This window comes from Desulfosarcina variabilis str. Montpellier (assembly GCF_048565275.1).
Taxonomy (GTDB): Bacteria; Desulfobacterota; Desulfobacteria; order Desulfobacterales; family Desulfosarcinaceae; genus Desulfosarcina; species Desulfosarcina variabilis.
On the sequence record NZ_CP159846.1, the window covers coordinates 1,880,829 to 1,897,703 of the forward strand.

General features: G+C 54.3%; 18 protein-coding genes. 9 read left to right on the forward strand and 9 right to left on the reverse strand.

Annotation, left to right across the window (positions count from 1 at the left end):
- Positions 1 to 49 precede the first annotated feature (49 nt).
- Entirely contained in the window at positions 50 to 715 is a 666-nt protein-coding gene (locus tag Dvar_RS08275) for a TIGR04211 family SH3 domain-containing protein (protein WP_419661218.1), read from the reverse strand.
- A 156-nt stretch (positions 716 to 871) separates the two neighbouring features.
- Between Dvar_RS08275 and Dvar_RS08280 the strand changes: the two genes are divergently transcribed.
- Positions 872 to 1,309, forward strand: coding sequence for a DUF1178 family protein (locus tag Dvar_RS08280; protein WP_419661219.1), 438 nt, complete (start codon positions 872 to 874; stop codon positions 1,307 to 1,309).
- Between the two features lie 126 nt (positions 1,310 to 1,435).
- Positions 1,436 to 2,161 (forward strand): hypothetical protein, encoded by a 726-nt coding sequence (locus Dvar_RS08285; RefSeq protein ID WP_419661220.1) that lies wholly within the window; start codon positions 1,436 to 1,438, stop codon positions 2,159 to 2,161.
- A 22-nt stretch (positions 2,162 to 2,183) separates the two neighbouring features.
- Here the strand turns inward: Dvar_RS08285 and Dvar_RS08290 are convergent, their stop codons facing one another.
- The 5 genes from Dvar_RS08290 to Dvar_RS08310 all read right to left on the reverse strand — a co-directional run bounded on the left by Dvar_RS08290 (position 2,184) and on the right by Dvar_RS08310 (position 8,989).
- A complete protein-coding gene (locus tag Dvar_RS08290) occupies positions 2,184 to 4,388 on the reverse strand; it encodes an ATP-dependent RecD-like DNA helicase (protein ID WP_419661221.1) in 2,205 nt (734 codons plus the stop codon).
- Positions 4,381 to 4,944 carry a D-glycero-beta-D-manno-heptose 1,7-bisphosphate 7-phosphatase gene (gmhB, locus tag Dvar_RS08295; protein ID WP_419661222.1) on the reverse strand — a complete coding sequence of 188 codons (564 nt, stop codon included), beginning with the start codon at positions 4,942 to 4,944 and terminating at the stop codon, positions 4,381 to 4,383. Before gmhB ends, Dvar_RS08290 begins: the two co-directional genes overlap by 8 nt.
- Before the next feature lie 159 nt (positions 4,945 to 5,103).
- Positions 5,104 to 5,883, reverse strand: a complete 780-nt coding sequence (locus Dvar_RS08300) for a septal ring lytic transglycosylase RlpA family protein (RefSeq protein ID WP_419661223.1) — start codon at positions 5,881 to 5,883, stop codon at positions 5,104 to 5,106.
- Positions 5,884 to 6,091: 208 nt separating this feature from the next.
- Entirely contained in the window at positions 6,092 to 8,443 is a 2,352-nt protein-coding gene (lon, locus tag Dvar_RS08305; protein ID WP_419661224.1) for an endopeptidase La, read from the reverse strand.
- Positions 8,444 to 8,536: 93 nt separating this feature from the next.
- Positions 8,537 to 8,989 carry an Hsp20/alpha crystallin family protein gene (locus Dvar_RS08310; protein ID WP_419661225.1) on the reverse strand — a complete coding sequence of 151 codons (453 nt, stop codon included), beginning with the start codon at positions 8,987 to 8,989 and terminating at the stop codon, positions 8,537 to 8,539.
- A gap of 230 nt (positions 8,990 to 9,219) precedes the next feature.
- Between Dvar_RS08310 and htpX the strand changes: the two genes are divergently transcribed.
- Positions 9,220 to 10,164, forward strand: a complete 945-nt coding sequence (gene htpX, locus Dvar_RS08315; RefSeq protein ID WP_419661226.1) for a zinc metalloprotease HtpX — start codon at positions 9,220 to 9,222, stop codon at positions 10,162 to 10,164.
- Between the two features lie 91 nt (positions 10,165 to 10,255).
- Here the strand turns inward: htpX and Dvar_RS08320 are convergent, their stop codons facing one another.
- Entirely contained in the window at positions 10,256 to 10,495 is a 240-nt protein-coding gene (locus tag Dvar_RS08320) for a hypothetical protein (protein ID WP_419661227.1), read from the reverse strand.
- Between the two features lie 186 nt (positions 10,496 to 10,681).
- On the opposite strand from Dvar_RS08320, the gene Dvar_RS08325 reads away from it, so the two are divergent.
- The 3 genes from Dvar_RS08325 to Dvar_RS08335 are packed head-to-tail and all read left to right on the forward strand — an operon-like array spanning position 10,682 to position 11,939.
- Entirely contained in the window at positions 10,682 to 11,257 is a 576-nt protein-coding gene (locus tag Dvar_RS08325) for a hypothetical protein (RefSeq protein ID WP_419661228.1), read from the forward strand.
- A 42-nt stretch (positions 11,258 to 11,299) separates the two neighbouring features.
- Positions 11,300 to 11,500, forward strand: a complete 201-nt coding sequence (locus tag Dvar_RS08330; RefSeq protein ID WP_419661229.1) for a hypothetical protein — start codon at positions 11,300 to 11,302, stop codon at positions 11,498 to 11,500.
- Positions 11,487 to 11,939: a hypothetical protein gene (locus Dvar_RS08335; RefSeq protein WP_419661230.1), complete on the forward strand. Its 453-nt coding sequence runs from the start codon at positions 11,487 to 11,489 to the stop codon at positions 11,937 to 11,939. Before Dvar_RS08330 ends, Dvar_RS08335 begins: the two co-directional genes overlap by 14 nt.
- Positions 11,940 to 11,942: 3 nt before the next feature.
- On the opposite strand, the gene Dvar_RS08340 is transcribed toward Dvar_RS08335, so the two are convergent.
- Positions 11,943 to 12,770: an aminotransferase class IV gene (locus Dvar_RS08340; protein WP_419661231.1), complete on the reverse strand. Its 828-nt coding sequence runs from the start codon at positions 12,768 to 12,770 to the stop codon at positions 11,943 to 11,945.
- A 97-nt stretch (positions 12,771 to 12,867) separates the two neighbouring features.
- On the opposite strand from Dvar_RS08340, the gene Dvar_RS08345 reads away from it, so the two are divergent.
- The gene (locus Dvar_RS08345; RefSeq protein ID WP_419661232.1) at positions 12,868 to 14,844 is read left to right on the forward strand and encodes a YgiQ family radical SAM protein; all 1,977 of its coding nucleotides are present in this window, start codon (positions 12,868 to 12,870) and stop codon (positions 14,842 to 14,844) included.
- 389 nt (positions 14,845 to 15,233) lie between these two features.
- The gene (locus Dvar_RS08350) at positions 15,234 to 15,362 is read left to right on the forward strand and encodes a hypothetical protein (RefSeq protein ID WP_419661233.1); all 129 of its coding nucleotides are present in this window, start codon (positions 15,234 to 15,236) and stop codon (positions 15,360 to 15,362) included.
- Positions 15,363 to 15,698: 336 nt separating this feature from the next.
- Here Dvar_RS08350 and Dvar_RS08355 read toward each other — a convergent pair whose 3' ends face one another.
- Positions 15,699 to 16,211, reverse strand: coding sequence for a hypothetical protein (locus Dvar_RS08355; RefSeq protein WP_419661234.1), 513 nt, complete (start codon positions 16,209 to 16,211; stop codon positions 15,699 to 15,701).
- A gap of 178 nt (positions 16,212 to 16,389) precedes the next feature.
- On the opposite strand from Dvar_RS08355, the gene Dvar_RS08360 reads away from it, so the two are divergent.
- Entirely contained in the window at positions 16,390 to 16,815 is a 426-nt protein-coding gene (locus Dvar_RS08360; protein WP_419661235.1) for an iron-sulfur cluster assembly scaffold protein, read from the forward strand.
- The last annotated feature ends 60 nt before the right edge of the window (positions 16,816 to 16,875 follow it).

Sequence of the window (16,875 nt, forward strand, 5' to 3'; positions counted from 1 at the left end):
ATGGGACCGGATCTGGTATAACGGTCGCACGGTTCTTGGTGGGAAGCGGTTAGTACAATCCCGACCTGGGTTTACGCCGGCTGGAACTGAACAACCCGATAAAAAAACCAACCAGCATGATGCCACCGCCGGTCAGAACCCACTGAATAATGCGCGAGCGCTTCATCTGCATGTTTTCATCATCCAGTTTGGCACTGCGGGTTTTCTCGGTTTCCAATTCAGCGGTGATCAGCTGGTGGCGCTTTTTCAGTTTCAAATATTCGGCGGCCTCTTTTTTCAAAGAAGTATAGGCCTGGTTAATTTCATCGCGGTCATCTTGAGTCTGGGAGAGATCCTGATCGACCACTCTTTTCTGAGCGAGGAGTTCTTCGTATTGGGTTTTGATATCTTTAAATTGGGCGGCAAGCACATCATAGTCCTGTCGAATACGATCAAGGACCATGGCACACGGCTGGCGCTCGGTGATATAGCGGCTCAGCACCCAGCCCTCTTTACCGGTGGTCGTGCGCACCATGGACCACTCGTTTCCTTTTTCCAACATCTCCAGTGCTTTGCCGCTTTGAATCAAAGATATAATTTTGCGCTCGTTGCCGGGGCCCGTTCGCATGGTGATTTCAAAGTCTTCGGAAACATAAACGGTTTCCGCAAAGCTGACGGACGGTAAAATGGAAAGGCAAATGAGAATGACCCAAAATTGTGCGCCTGGCATTTTCATGACAAAATTTGACTCCATTTTTGGCTGGGGTTGTGACAACCACTTGAAATGGTCTCATTTGAGTTGAAAAATAAGCATCTGTCAATAATTTCTTTTCAACCGCAAAGTCCTATGATACACGAAAAAGTGTAACAGAAACAGGCAGGTGAAGAATTCATGATCGCATATGACCTACAGTGCAGCAACGGCCATCGATTTGAAGGCTGGTTTGAAGACAGCAATTCCTTTGATCAGCAGAACAGCCAAGGACTGGTTTCCTGTCCGGTTTGTGAAGATACGGTGATCAGTAAACTTCCCTCCACCTTTGCCATCAAGGGGGCGTCTTCCGGATCATCCATGATAAACCAAAGTGACCCGGAGGCCCTGGCTGCGCTGGGCCAACAGATTGTTGATTATGTGGAAAAGAATTTCGACAATGTCGGTGCCGATTTTGCCCAGGAAGCCTTGAAGATGCATTACGGTGTCTCCGAACCGCGTAATATTCGCGGGGTCAGCACCCCCCAGGAAGAAGAAACGCTGAAAAGCGAAGGCATCGATTTTTACAAAGTTCCCATCCCCCAAAAAGCCACTGATCCCGATCCGGATGCGACCTGAACGTCCTTTCAGTATGAATGCTATCCATCCTGGGATGACCACTTGATCTTGGTTCCGTTATTGCGATATGCGTATGGTTCTGATTATATAAATTCTTATTGCACTCTAATCCATATCGATGAAAAAGTGAAAAACCATCTGATTTTATATTTGATCGCGACCATGGTGAATCTTGCTCCAATCACATCTGCTTTGGCCGTCGACAGATTGTTTTTTTCAACATTTGATGATGCCGGAACGACATTGGTGCCGCAGCGCGTTATCAGGGAAGCCTATCGAAGGCTCGGGTATGAAATCGAAATATACTATCTTCCCGGGGAAAGAGCGATTCATTCGGCAAACAATGGAATGGTTGACGGCGAACTGTACCGGATTGCGATCGTAAAGGAAATGTACCAGAATCTAATAATTGTTCCCGTTCCCATTTGCTATATAAAACATTCTGTTTTTACAAAGAATGCTAATTTTCAGCCTGATGGATGGGAAAGCCTGAAGCCCTTTTCCGCGATATCACTCAGAGGCTATAAATATGCCGAAAAGAAACTGAAGGAACACGGAATCCGCTATCATCTGGTTAATGACTTTAACAAGATGCTTGAACTTCTCGAAGAAGGCAGATATGACATCGGTCTCATGAATATGCTTGACGGACTCAAAGCCATGAAAAGCCTGGGCATCAAAGATATCAAAGCCCTTGAACCACCCTTGGACTCTTTACCGCTATATCATTTTCTACATAGAAAAAATAAGGAACTGGTTCCTCTAATTGGTGAAAAATTGAAGGCGCTGAAAGAAGAAGGGTTTGTTAAAGACGTTGAAAACCAAGTTCTCTCGGAATTACTGGAAGAGTGATCTGGTAAATTGAAACCATGGTTCATATTTCCATTTTATCACCGTCCGTTGGCAATTGCGGGTTGAGCCGTTGTGCCAGCATGGAACGCCGCTGACGGGGCCGGACATTGGCCAGGGCGATATCCAGTGCCCGTTGACTGCCGACAATCACCACCTGTTTTTTGCCCCGCGTCAGGGCCGTGTAGAGCAGGTTGCGCTGCAGCATGATATAATGCTGGGTCAACAACGGAATCACCACGGCTGGATACTCTGATCCCTGGGACTTGTGCACGCTGATGGCATAGGCCAGGGTCAGCTCGTCCAGCTCGACAAAGTCATAGGGGACGATGCGGCCGTCATAGTCCACCTCGGCTTGCTCGTTTTCCAGATCAATACTGTGAAAAATGCCAATGTCGCCGTTGAACACTTCCTTGCGGTAGTTGTTGCGCAGGTGCATGACCTTATCGCCTACCTTGAAACGACTGCCCATGACGTCCACCTGATCGCCGCTGGCGTTCAAGGCCTGCTGCAGCATCCGGTTGAGATTGAGCGTGCCCACCAGACCGCGGTGCATGGGGGTGAGCACCTGAATATCGCGGATCGGATCCAACCTGAAATGATCGGGAATCGCTTGTTGGCATAGGGCCACGATGGTCTTTGCCGCTTTTTCGGGATCAGCCTGCTCAATGAAATAAAAGTCGGACAGCGCTTCCGGATCGACTGGCGGCTCGACCTGCGGCGGCTTACCTTTTCGTACGCGGTGGGCATTGATCACGATCAGGCTTTGTTCGTCCTGGCGGAAAATCTCGGTCAATTCAAAGGTGATGATGGTTTGGGACCGGATCAGATCGGCCAGCACATTTCCTGGACCCACCGATGGCAACTGGAAAACGTCGCCGACCAGAATCAGGGCGGCGGTCATGGGCACGGCCTGAATCAGGTGGGCCATGAGCTGGATATCGATCATCGAGGCTTCGTCGATGATCACCACATCGGCCCTCAATGGATCATCCTCGGTACGCTCGAAATGGCCGTCGGCCAGGTTGTAGCCCAGAGTCTTGTGCAGGGTGGCGGCCGACCGGCCGGTCACCTCGGAAAGCCGGCGGGCGGCACGGCCCGTGGGCGCTGCCAGCAGGACCCGCCGCCCGAGGCCTTCCATGACGGCGGTGATCGAGCGGATCAAAGTGGTTTTGCCGGTACCGGGGCCGCCGGTAATCACCGACACCTTATGGGCCAGGACCTGGGTCAGTATTGTCTCCTGCTGCTCTGATAGGGTGATGGCGAGTTTTTTCAGCACCGCCTCGGTGATGATCCGGCTGTCCGGCGGCGGATCTGCGGCCGGGACGGTCTGCATGGCGGCAATTCTTTGGGCGACCCGGGTTTCTGCCTGATAGAGGGTGTCGGGGAACACCAACGCGCCGCTGTCTTCGATCACCAGGGTCTGGTTTTGCACCAGATCGTCCAGGGCGGCGGTGGCCACGTCCTGGGCCAAGTCGAAGACGTCTTGGCATTGGTCCAAAAGCGTGTCTCTGGCAATATAGGTGTGGCCCTGGTCCACGGTTTGATCGATCAGGTGCAGCAGACAGGCCTTGGCCCGGTCTGCTTCGTCCACGGGGGTATCGGCGTTACGCACAATGGCATCGGCAATGGAAAAGCCTACGCGGGGGATATCCTCGGCGACCCGATAGGGATCGTTGCACAGAATCTCTACCGCGTCATTGCCGTATTCGCGCAACAGGCGGGCGGCATGGACGCTGTCGACACCGTTTTGCTCCAGAAACTGCATGAGTGTTCTGGCCGCATGATGGGACTGCCAGGCCTCGGCAATGCGCCCGGCGATCTTTTTGCCGATGCCGTCCACCTCGGTCAGACGCTCAGGCTCGGTTTCGATCACCGTCAGGGTGTCGGCCATAAAGTGGGTGATGATCCGATCCACCAGCTTACGTCCCACGCCCTTGATAAATCCCGATTCCAGGTAGCTGCGGATGCCGTCCACAGTGGCCGGCAGGCGGGTGGTGAAGCGGGTAAAATGAAGCTGCTGCCCGTACCGGGCATGCGTCTGCCACGTGCCCCGGACCTCGATGGATTCACCGGCCTTGGGATCGGGCATGGTTCCCTTGATGGTGATCGTGCGACGGGTTTCATCGGTTAAAAGACGGGCGATGACGAAGTGGTTCTCCCGATTATAATAGGTGATGCGCTGGATGCGGCCGGCAACCACGATTTCCGGTGCGGATGATTTACCCATGGCGCTGATCGAGAATCCAGTCTGCAGCGGCGGCCAGGTCGACGGCCACGTGGTCCGGGACCTGGCCCGCCTGGTCAAGTGCTTGAAGGGCGCTTTGGCCGTTGCCGGTCTGCACCAGCACTGTGCGGCCGCAGCCGGCCGCCTGACCCGCCAGAATATCCTTGGCGCTGTCACCGATCATGACCGCGTGCGACAGATCGATGCCGTGCCGCTGGCAAGCCGCCAGGATCAATCCCGGCTTGGGCTTACGGCAGGCGCAGTGTTCATCGGGGCGATGCGGACAGAAAAAAATGTCGGTGATGCGGCCGCCCTGGTCTGACACGGCGGCACGCAGATTCTGGTGAATGGCCTGCAATTCGGCCAGGGACATCATCCCGCGATTGACGGCCGACTGGTTGGTGATGACGATCACGCGAATACCCGCCTGTGACAGTCGGGTTATGGCCTCGATACTTCCCGGCAGCGGAAAAAATTCTTCCCGGCTTTTGATGTAATGCGGTGAGTCCTGGTTGATGACGCCGTCGCGGTCAATGAATATGGTGTCGGGGAGCAGCACTGTGATGACTATTGCAATTCGCGTCGTTAGGGGTTGTCTTGGCTTAATCGATAAGTGTTAAGGGTTAAGTGTAAAGTGTTAAGGAAAGGATACAATCGATTAGCGCCAGCATTCCTTCACTTAACCACTTAAAACTTTACACTTAACACTGGTAAATTCTTACTCGGCCACAATAAACGCATTGGGATAGCCGTTGTCGGCCAGGTACTTTTCATAAACTTCAGCTGTCCCCAGGTCCTTGCAACTGCCCACCCGTACCCTGTAAAACACCATGTCCCCACGGTTATAGGGAACCACATGGGCATTGGAAAATTGCCTGTCCAGCTTGGCCCGCAGCCGTTCGGCATTTTCCGGATTGGTAAACGCGCCCACCTGAAAGGTGAATGACCCGTTGTAATAATCCACAGGGATAAAAGTGTCGCCCAGGGCTGTGGACTGCCGTTTGCCCAGAGCCACCACTTCCACCGGCGCTGTTCCGGGACCGACCATACCCAGCTGTTTGGCCGCCGTGTAAGACAGATCGATAATGCGGCCCTGGACAAATGGCCCCCGGTCATTGACCCGCACGGTGATCTGTTTCTCATCGTCTAAGCGCCGCACAGTCACCCATGTGCCCAGGGGCAGGGTTTTATGGGCCGCAGTCATGGCGTACATATCGTAAGTCTCACCGCTGGAGGTTTTGCGTCCATGGAACTTTTTACCGTACCAGGAGGCAATGCCTTCTTCAGTATACCCCTTGGCGTCGGGCATGGGCTTGTACCAGGTGCCATCCACCCGGTAGGGTTTGGGATGCCCCTTAAGGGTGGGGGGGGGCGAAGACGGGGCCGAGGCGCAGGCCTGGAGGAGAAACATTCCTGCCGTTGCCAGCAGCAACACCTCTTGCCGAACCCGTCTCGTTCCGATTCCATTTGTTCCTGTTGCCTTTTTCAGTTTCCTCAACGGATGCCTTCTATGGGTATTTTTTCGAATTTTTTGATCATTTGTGTTTAAAATCCCAAAAGACAAATTGCAAATAAATCACAAGCACCAAAACTCAAATTCCAAACAATCGGTTTCTTTTCCTTTTATAATGGGCTTTGCATGAGTTTGAGAATTGGACCTTGTGATTTGGAATTTATTTGTTATTTGGTTATTGGAAATTGAGATTTTATTCGTTAATGGCGATTTTGACCACATCGAGCATTTTTTCCATGAAATGGAACTTAATATCATCGCGTACTTTGGCAGGGATGTCGATCAGGTCTTTCTCGTTCCATTTGGGGATCAGGATCGTTTTGATACCGGCCCGGTGGGCAGCCAGTACTTTTTCCTTGATGCCGCCCACGGGAAGCACTTGGCCGCGCAGGGTGATCTCACCGGTCATGGCCAGGTCTTTCTTGATGGTTTTATTTTTCAGTAGCGACACCAGGGCCGTGAGCATGGTCACACCGGCCGATGGCCCATCCTTGGGAATCGCGCCGGCCGGAACATGAATGTGGATATCATGTGAGTCAAAGAAATTTTCGTCCACACCTAGCTTCTTGGCGTTGGCCCGAATGAAACTCAAGGCGGCCGTGGCCGATTCTTTCATCACGTCGCCCAGTTGGCCGGTAAGGGTGAGGCCTTTTTTGCCCTTCATGGCCGTGGCTTCGATGAACAAGAGGTCGCCGCCGGTGGGGGTCCAGGCCAATCCCATGGCAACGCCGGGGGTCGTCATGCGGGCCTTGGCTTCGGGTTGTAATTTGACCGGTCCCAAGTACTCGGCCAGATCACCGATTTTAATCGTCGCTTTTTTGATTTTTCCCTCGGCGATGCCGGCGGCCACACCCCGGCAGACGCTGGCGATTTCTCGCTCCAGGTTGCGCAGACCGGCTTCACGGGTGTATCCGGAAATGATGTGCCGGATCGCGCCGGTGGTAAAATTGATTTCCTTGGCTTTCAACCCGTGGGCCTCGCGCTGACGCGGAATCAGGTAGCGGCCGGCGATTTTGACCTTCTCATCTTCGGTATAGCCCAACAGCTCCAGCACTTCCATACGGTCGCGCAGGGCCGATGGGATGGTGTCCAGGACATTGGCTGTCGTGATGAACATCACCTTGGACAGGTCAAAGGGAACATCCATGTAGTGATCGGAAAAGGAGAAGTTTTGTTCCGGGTCCAGTACTTCGAGCAGGGCTGATGAGGGATCGCCCCTGAAATCGGAGCCCACCTTGTCGATTTCATCGAGCATGAAGACCGGGTTGTTGGATCCGGCCCGCCGCAGCCCCTGAATGATGCGGCCGGGCAGGGCTCCCACATAGGTACGCCGGTGTCCGCGGATTTCGGCCTCGTCGCGCACGCCACCCAATGAGATGCGGTGAAATTTGCGGCCCAGGGCCCGGGCGATGGAATTGCCCAGGGATGTCTTACCGGTTCCCGGAGGGCCGGCAAAACACAGAATGGGGCCCTTGGAATCGGGTTTGAGTTTTCTCACCGCCAGATACTCGATGATGCGGCGCTTGGCCTTTTCCAGGCCGAAATGGTCTTCGTCCAGCACCGCCCGCGCTTTTTTGATATCCAGGTTGTCCTCGGTGTTTTCGTTCCAGGGCAGTTCGGTCAACCAGTCCAGGTAGGTCATGGCCACCGTGTATTCGGCCGATGAGGGATGCATGCGGGAAAGCCGGTCCAGTTCGCGCTCGGCCTCCTTCACGGCCAGCTCCGGCAGGTTGCGCTCCTTGATTTTGGTGCGATATTCCTCAAGTTCCACGCCGGCATCGTCGGTTTCCCCCAATTCTTCCTTGATGGCCTTGAGTTGCTGACGCAGGTAGTATTCGCGCTGGCGTTTGTCCATGTCCCCTTTGACCTGGGATTGAATCTTGTTGCCCAGTTCCAGGATCTCCAGCTGATGATGGATCAGTTTGGTCACCGCCTTGAGACGCTCGGTTGAATCCTGGATCTCCAGAATTTGTTGTTTTTCCTCGGCTGAGGAGTTGATCGTCGAAGCAACCATATCCGCCAGGGTGCCGGGTTCCCTGATGGAGGTGGCCATGGAACCCATTTCCTGGGGCAGGCCTGGAGAAAGCTGGACAACACGGCCGAACTGTTTGATGACATTGGCCATCAACGCTTCGGTCTCGTTATCCTGATGATCGACATCGTCAAAATAGTCCACCTCGGCCACCAGGTACGGTTTGTCTTCCTGGTAGGATTTAACATGGAAACGGCTGAGGCCTTGAACCAATAGCTGTGCCCGGTTGTCCTCGGTTTTGGCCATTTTCAGGATCAGGGCGACCGTGCCCACCAGGGCCATGTCGCCGCTGTCGGGATCCGGCTTGACGTTTTCCTGTTTCTTGGCCACCACCAGGCCAATCATGCGGTCCTTGGCCATGGCCTCGTCGATCAATTGAACCGACTCACCGCGCATCACCACCAACGGCAACACCATTTTAGGGAACAGGGTGGCGTCGAACAAAGGCAGGATGGGAAGCACGGTTGGCAGGTTTTCGGTGCTATAATCCAGAGATGGCTGCTTATCTTGCATAAGTCCTCCTAAGGGGGAGTCATTCGGTGATTCTGGTTGTGTGGGGTGAACAATACGATGCTGCTCACCATAGAGCCGTGGGTGGCAATACCGTTATTCTTCACTGATGGGAATTTTGTGGACTTTGTCGAGTTTTAGTTTGGCAATCCTGATTTTCAGCAGCCCGTTGGAATAGCTGGAGGATACCACTTCCGTGTCTACGGGGGAGGGCAGGTAAAGGATGCGTTCAAAACGGCCATACTGAATCTCAGCCAACCTGAAGGTGCCGTTGGGGACCCGGGACATTTCCCTGCGGATTCCGGAAATTTTGACTGCCCGGGAGTTGATTTCAAGATCCAGATCCTCTTTTTCCACACCGGAAATTTCCGCCCATATCATTATTTCCTCGGGCGTTTCGAAGATGTCCATCTGGGGCGTCCACATATGTTCCCGGGATGAAAACATGGGGTTGACGGGCCGCGGTCTGAATATGTCTTGAATGGTTTTCCCCAGACCTTGACCCGTGGGATCAAAATTGCTGCCGAATTTGATTTTGATGTATTCCATAATGTTTCCCCGAAACTGTTTTCTGTTATGGATGTGCGATAGAATACGCTGTTTCAACAACCGTATAAATTTAACACTGAAATAAGGGGTTGTAAAGCCGTGTTGCCTTTGGTCGAATCGGTGTTATTTTAGGGCACCCCGAGAAGCGGGGCGTTGATTGGTTGCACGACAATTCGTCTGAACGGCGACTTTTTACGAGTCCATCAACCTTGACCAAGGAGAGAAATAAAATGGGCAATCAGCTCAAGACAACGGTTTTGCTGGCTGGTATGACCGTTCTCATCATGCTTGCTGGAAACCTGATGGGCGGTCGCCAGGGGATGATCATCGCCCTGGTGCTGGCTGCGGGAATGAATTTTTTCAGCTACTGGTTTTCGGATAAAATGGTGCTCAAGATGTACCGTGCCCGCGAGGTCTCGGCACAGGAGGCGCCCGATCTGTACGGCATGGTTCAGACCCTTGCACGCCAGGCATCACTGCCCATGCCCAAGGTCTACATCATCCCCGAGCAGGCGCCCAACGCCTTTGCCACAGGGAGAAATCCGGATCATGCCGTGGTGGCGGTCACCGAAGGATTGCTCAGCCTGATGGGCCGTCAGGAAATCATGGGCGTGCTGGCCCATGAACTGGCCCACGTGAAAAATCGGGATATTCTCATCGGTACCATCGCCGCCACCATGGCCGGTGCCATCATGATGCTGGCCTCCATGGCCCGCTGGTCCGCCATCTTCGGCGGTATGAGCCGGGATGACGATAATGGTGGTGGCGGCATGATCGGCATGATTGTCATGGCCATCATTGCGCCCATTGCCGCGATGATCATTCAAATGGCCGTTTCCCGTTCTCGTGAGTACCTGGCCGATGCCACCGGCGCGCGCATTGCCGGCACACCCGAAGGCCTTGCCACGGCGCTTGAGAAGTTAGGCGCCTACTCCCGCCAGATTCCCATGTCCGCCAATCCGTCCACGGCGCACATGTTCATTGTCAACCCGCTGTCCGGTAAGAGCCTGCAGAATCTTTTCTCCACCCATCCCCCCATGGAAGAACGCATTAGCCGGCTGCGGGGCGTCCGGCCGCCAAGCAACCCGGCTTCACCCCCGCCGCCTCCACCCGGTGGTGGTCGCCAGCAGACCAGTGGTGAGGATTTTTGGGATCGGATGAAGGGGGGGCGGTGATTGGTAATCGGTGGTCGGTAATCGGTGATCGGTGGTCGGTAATCGGTGATCGGTGATCGGTGATCAGTGATGGGTGTTCCGTTAGTGGTGATCAGTTATCGGATTGGGGTGGCGTCGCTTGGCTTTTGAGCGTGGGCTTTAGGGGTGTACTACCATTGACCGATGCCTTGTCTTTGGTCACAGCAGATTTATCCCGGCAGACCTCGCAGCGGGTTTCATCGCACCACTGGCAGGAAAAGCAGGTTTTGCAGGGATGTTTTTTGTGCGGCTGACCGCTACCATCCGGTTCGTAGACTTTGCCGGGCAGCCCGGGCACGCTGATCCAGGCCATCGCTTTTCTCCCATCCATTTTGACGGTTCTATATTTGGGCCCATCCAGAAATAGGCAATCCATTTCTGGATGGGCACTATTTAAAGATTGTGAACCGATGGTGGCTTGTCAAGCCGTTTACTCGTCGCTCCAAGTGTATAAAACCGAAATGCAATGCAAAGGGACGGGAAAGGAGGCTGCAGCGCGGTGGAATCCCTATACGCCAACGGCACCATGCTCGATTTTCAGTGCCGTGGTGTGGCGCAGGCCGATACTTTTTTATGCAAGGCCCAGGGGGCTGTCCGGCACCTGGAACTCTATTTGAAGGGGTTGCGCGCCGTTCAGCGGGGCTGTGTTCAGGATGCTGTCGGGCATCTGCCCATGGATGCGGTGGTTTGCCGGTTTTCCGAGATCTGGCTGGCCACGGACCGATCCCATATCAAGATCATGCGCAAAACCGGAAAAGTGGTTGAAACGCCGGTGCGACTGATGATGCGGCTTGCCGACTGGGCCGGCGGGAAAAGCCGCAAGGAAAAAATGCCGGGTGCCGGTGAACTGGCCGCGACCCTGGAAAGCGATCTGATCCGGGCCGCCAGCCGGTTGCGTCAGGCCGCCGTGGACCCGTCGATTACGCTGACTCTGCCCACAGTGGACCCGGCCACGGTCGCCCTTCTGGATATGGCCGGACAGATTTCCGGATCCACCGGGGTGAGGGAAAAACCTGTTGATGCGGATACGGTGGCCCTTACCGTTGACCTGCCGGCTGCGCTGGCCCGCACTTAGGCCGTGCTGCGCAATCGGAATTAGAAAAGGGTTGTCGATGACATGCTCGTTAAAAAGGAGGCCATGCTCAACGTCATTCCGGCAACGGCGGCGGTCATTTATGTCCTGCATACCGGTGATCCGGTCGGCGCGGTGGGCATAAAAGTCAAACTGACCGGTTTATTCGGTCTCAACGACCTGTCCATCGTCATATTCCCATTATTCACAAACCGAGGCCCTGCAGGCTGCCGTGGCCGCCTTTGAGGGCGAGGGCCGGCGCGTTGCCCCGGGAATCAATGTGCGCCTCTATCAACACCTGGCCCAACGCTGGCTGGGGCCGGTGGGATGGCTGGTCGCCGTCTGGACGCGTATCCTGGTGTTCGGCACCGGGATCGCCTCCCTGCTGGTCTTCAACCTGCCGGTGCTGGCGATTTTGGGATATGCCGGATGGCTGACCGCGGTGAATTTTTTTTCAGGCACGATTCTTTCCGGTGACTTTTTTCTGCACGCCTTCTGGACCATCATCCTGGTACTGCTGCTCAGTTTTTTTCTGCTCCAGGGGGTGATTCGCCTTTCGGCCGGCAAGGACCGGCTGACCGGGCGCGTGTTCAACCAACTGCGGGAAGCAGCGAACGGGCAGGACAGCATCTCGGAAAGTCCGGTCTGGCGGCAGGCCAAAATAATTTTAACACTGGTCCATTGACCACTAATGGGCCTGGGTATACCGTTTGATCTCCGCCATCAACTGCCGGGTCTTTTTTCCGGGTCGGCCGTCGCCGATGGTATCTTCGTCGACCTGGACCACCGGCACCAGGCCCTTGCCGGTTCCGGTGATGAACACCTCGTCGGCGGCAACGAGCTCGCTTCGTGAAATATCGCGGATGTCGATGGGAAACAGGCGCTCGGCCAGTTCCAGGACCACCTTGCGGGTGACACCGGAGAGGATTCCCCGGCCGGGGGTGATCAGGGTTTCACCCGTAAAGGCGAACACGTTGGACGTGGTGCATTCCAGCGCCAGCCCGTTGCGGTCAATGTAAAGCGCCTCGATGGCGCCCTGGGCCGCTGCTTTTTTCAGGGCCAGGCTGGCTGAAATATAGTCGATGCTCTTGGCTCCGGGGATGGTGCGCTCGACTTCCCAGGAGATGATTTTTACCCCATCGGTGTACCAGCTGTCGGGAAGTTTGGGAATCGGTGAAACCAGCACCAACAGTCGCGGTGGGCCGGCAGGGGTCATGAAGTCGGTACTGGAGCCGCCGGTGACGACGATGCGGACGTTGGCTTCGGGGATATCGTTTTTGGCCAGGGTGGCCTTGACCACGTCTTTTATTTCGTCGTGGGTCCAGGGCAGGGCCAGGTCGATTTTTTGGGCCGAGTTTTCCAGCCGGTCGATGTGGGCATCCAGAAAATAGGGTTTGCCGTTGTAGGTGCGCAGCAGGTCAAAGACCCCGATACCGCGCAACAGGGCCAGATCGTCCACCGGGATGACCGCTTTTTCAGCCGGAACGAATTTGCCGTCAACATAGTAAATGAGCACAATTTTTCTCCGCAATGATCATAAATGATGGATACTAAATCTAAAGATTTGATACACTATTGGTCCCATGGGCTCAAGCAATAAACGGAATTACAACATGCCAAACGCCATCAACAATTTGCCGGACAAGGGGGCAAGCCGATCGTCAGACAGCGTGCGATCAACATTTTTGCCCGTATCCCGATTGGACATGCAAAAGCGGGGCTGGGATGCCTTGGATATCATCCTGGTCACCGGTGACGCCTATGTGGACCACCCGGCCTTCGGTGTGGCCGTGATCGGCCGGGTGCTCGAGTCCCATGGCTACCGGGTGGGGATCATCGCCCAGCCCGACTGGCGAGACGCCGAGGATTTCAAGCGCCTGGGCCGGCCCCGGCTTTTCTTCGGTATTACCTCGGGTAACATCGATTCCATGGTGGCCAACTATACGGCCAATAAACGCCCCCGCAAAAAAGACGATCTCAGTCCGGGAGGCAAGATCGGCAGGCGGCCGGACCGCGCCCTGATCGTTTATGCCAACCGTGTGCGGCAGGCCTTCAAGAACGTGCCCGTGGTCATCGGCGGCATCGAGGCCAGTCTGCGCCGCCTGGCCCATTATGATTACTGGGACAACCGGGTGCGGCGCTCGATTCTTTTTGACAGTCGGGCCGACATCCTGGTCTACGGCATGGGGGAGCAGCAGGTGGTGGAGATTGCTCGGCGGCTCGCTGCGGGGGAATCCATCGACAATCTCGATAACATTTGCGGGACGGCGGTCATTCGAAAAGAACCGACGGCGCTGGGGGATGTCGTGAGGCTGCCTTCTTTTGAGGCGGTGACTGATAGCACCAAGGCCTTTGGTCAGGCCTTTGTGGCGTTTTACCGGGAGCAAAATCCCTTTACCGCAAAGGCGGTGGTCCAGGCCCATGGCGATCGATATGCCGTTGTCTTCCCGCCACCCAAGCCACTTGCCCAGGCCGATCTGGATATGGTTTATGAACTCGATTACCGGCGCGGTTGGCACCCCGACGATGACGCCGGCGGCGGCGTTCCCGGGCTGGAGACGGTGAGACACAGTCTGATTACCCACAGGGGCTGCTGCGGTGAGTGCAATTTCTGCAGCCTTTACTTTCATCAGGGGCGTCTGGTCCAGAGCCGCAGTGCCGATTCCATCGTGCGCGAGGCCGAGCGCCTGGTTCGGGATTCGTCATTTCACGGAACGATCAGCGACATGGGCGGTCCCACAGCCAATCTTTATGGGGCCGAGTGCTCCCGGTGGTCAACCAAGGGCTTTTGTCGGAACAAGCGCTGCATGGTGCCAAAGACCTGTCCCAGCCTTGATCCCGGCACCGCCAAAAGCCTGTCCCTATACCGTCGTATCAGGGCGCTTGCCGGCGTCAACCACGCTTTTGTCGGCAGCGGATTTCGCCATGATCTGTTTGGGGACGATGGCACCGACGCCTTTCTGGAAGAGCTGTGCCGGTTTCATGTCAGCGGGCGCATGAAAGTCGCACCGGAGCATGTCAGCGATAGCGTGCTTGAAATCATGGGCAAACCGTCCATCCGCGCCTACGATGCGTTTGTGGCGCAGTTCAAACGGGTGGGCAAGCGCCTTCCCGCACCTCGATTTCTGGTCAACTACTTTATCAGTGCCCATCCTGGCGCGACACTGGAAAGCGCCCTGGAAATGGCTCGCTACCTGATTGCGCGAAACATGCACCCCGAGCAGATTCAGGATTTTATTCCCCTTCCCCTGACCCTTTCCGGGGTGATCTATTATACGCAGGAAGATCCGTTTAGCGGCAAGTCCGTTTATGTGGCCAAGACGTTTCGCGAACGCAAGATGCAGCGGGCGTTGATTCAGTATCGTAACCCGGCCAACCGACCGCTGATCCGCGAGGCGTTGAAGCGGCTAAATGTGCCGCACCTGGAAACGTTGTTTTCGGGGATGTCAACAGCCCATCGTGCAAAGGGTCGCAAAAGGCGCAGCCCACAAGGATCCCGATCGTTTTCAACCGCCACTCATGGGCGAAACACGCGTTCAGGAAAAAAAGACAGGGGATCTTTTCCCGCCAAAACCCAAAAGCGAGGATGAACATGTGTTTCAACAGCGATATTTGATACTTGGCAGCAGCCTGGAGCTATGCTAATAATATACTACCTGCTCAAATAGACATAAGAAGTATTTTTCTGATGTGTAATTATTTTCATTTGAATTATTACCAAAATTTCCACATGTTCACTGGCCAGCAGGCCTAAGAATCAGTAACATTTTGAATCTGTTGATATAGTGCTTCTTCTTTGGGATCGGTATGTAAGTTGCATCTGCCTGGCGTATTGATTGAACGTGCATGTTGGTAGCTGAAACTGAACAACAAGCCCGGATTTCCTCCGGTGGCATCGTAGAAATGGACAAAAAAATGCACAAGGCGCAGCGTATGGCTCCCGAAAGAACAGTACTGATTGATAATGGTGGACGACGATTTGGCAGTGATCGTCGTGTTTTTGAATACAATGGATACCTACCTGAACGCCGTTCTGGAAAAGATCGACGATCCGGTACAGATCGCAGAAAAAGTGTCCGCCTTCCCTAGAAAAGCCAGATACATGTAGGCTCTTCAATCCCAATCCAAACTGACATGCCTTTATTTGCCGGCAGCTTCTTGAGCTGCCTTTTTTGGCAACCCACCGCATGCAACCCGCTTTTCCGATCGTATGGATGGATCCTCTTTTTTAAGGGGTATGGGCCAGGGCAGGCAAAAAAATCACATCTTGCCTGCCTTGGCACCCGTCTACCGCTCATCCGTCAACGGCATCATTGCTTATTCGTGCACGAGCACGAATAACGCCAATGCCTGTCGTGCTCGTGCTTAAGCTATGCGGTGCTCGTAATCGTAATCGGAAATCTCGACATGGCATAATTACAATTGCTGTCGATAAGGGGGGCTTTCAGGCGATCGGTCCGATGGCCACAACTTTTTTTTCTTCCATGAGAACGGCGGTCCCGATGGGGATGGCAAAGCCGAAGACGACTTCGCCTTCATCCTTTCTTAGCACACTGGCTCTGATTTTCAGGCGGTCACCGCAAAGCAGCTGAATCTGGCCATTGATCCGCTTTTTAAACGGTGTGCTGGACGCCGCGCTGATACACACCCCGCCCTCGGAAATATTTTTTACGGCAAATGCGCCCAGGTTGGTTTTAAAAATAGGGCAATGGTCTTCCTGATATTGAATGCGGATGGCTTCCCGCTTGATCATTTCTGTTTCATGATTGTTTTCTGTGGATGGGCCCATCAGCGGATGGTGGGCGAAAAACAGTGACAGAAAATTAATGAACGGAACGGCCATCAGAAAAAAAAGCAGAAAAATCACCAGAACGCCAAGATCCAATCCGCGGATAAAAAGAATCAGCAAGATGGCAGCCAATTGAGCCACATTGGCAACAATGGCGACGTTTTTCATGAACGGCACCCTTTCGTTTCACTATTTTCGGTCAGCCTAACATAAATAATCAACCATCGCAATTGGTTAAGCGCTTATTTGGAACCTGTATTGACAAAGCCGCCGGTGGCTTCTATAACTCCGCCGTTAGTATCGGTATAAACGTGCCGACAGTTCATATCATTGGAGATTGGATAAAATGGAAGAACAAATGGACACGACGGATTTCTGGCAGGACCATTCATTGACTTTTCTTGAAATGGCTTTCCGTGCCGATCATCGGGAACGATTGGAACAAGCCGACGGCTATGCCCAAAAAACGGGCGACTGTGGGGATACCGTGGAGATTTTCATCAATCTGGACGGCAATACAATTAAAACAATCGCCTATGATATCAACGGTTGCCTTAACACCAATGCCTGCTGCAATGCGATTGTCTCATTGGTAGAGGGGAAAACCGTGGAGGCCGCCTGGGAAATGACACCGGACAAAGTCGCCGGTTTTCTGGAAACGCTACCTGCGGACCATTACCACTGTGCCGAGCTGGCCGTGGGCACGCTTTATCTGGCGCTTGCCGATACGCGGGAGAATCAGCGTTCGCCGTGGAAGAAAATGTATCGCTGATTGCTGCCTTCCGGGCAGCCGACGTCTTATTTGTCCTTGACAGAGATGGGTAAGTTGACT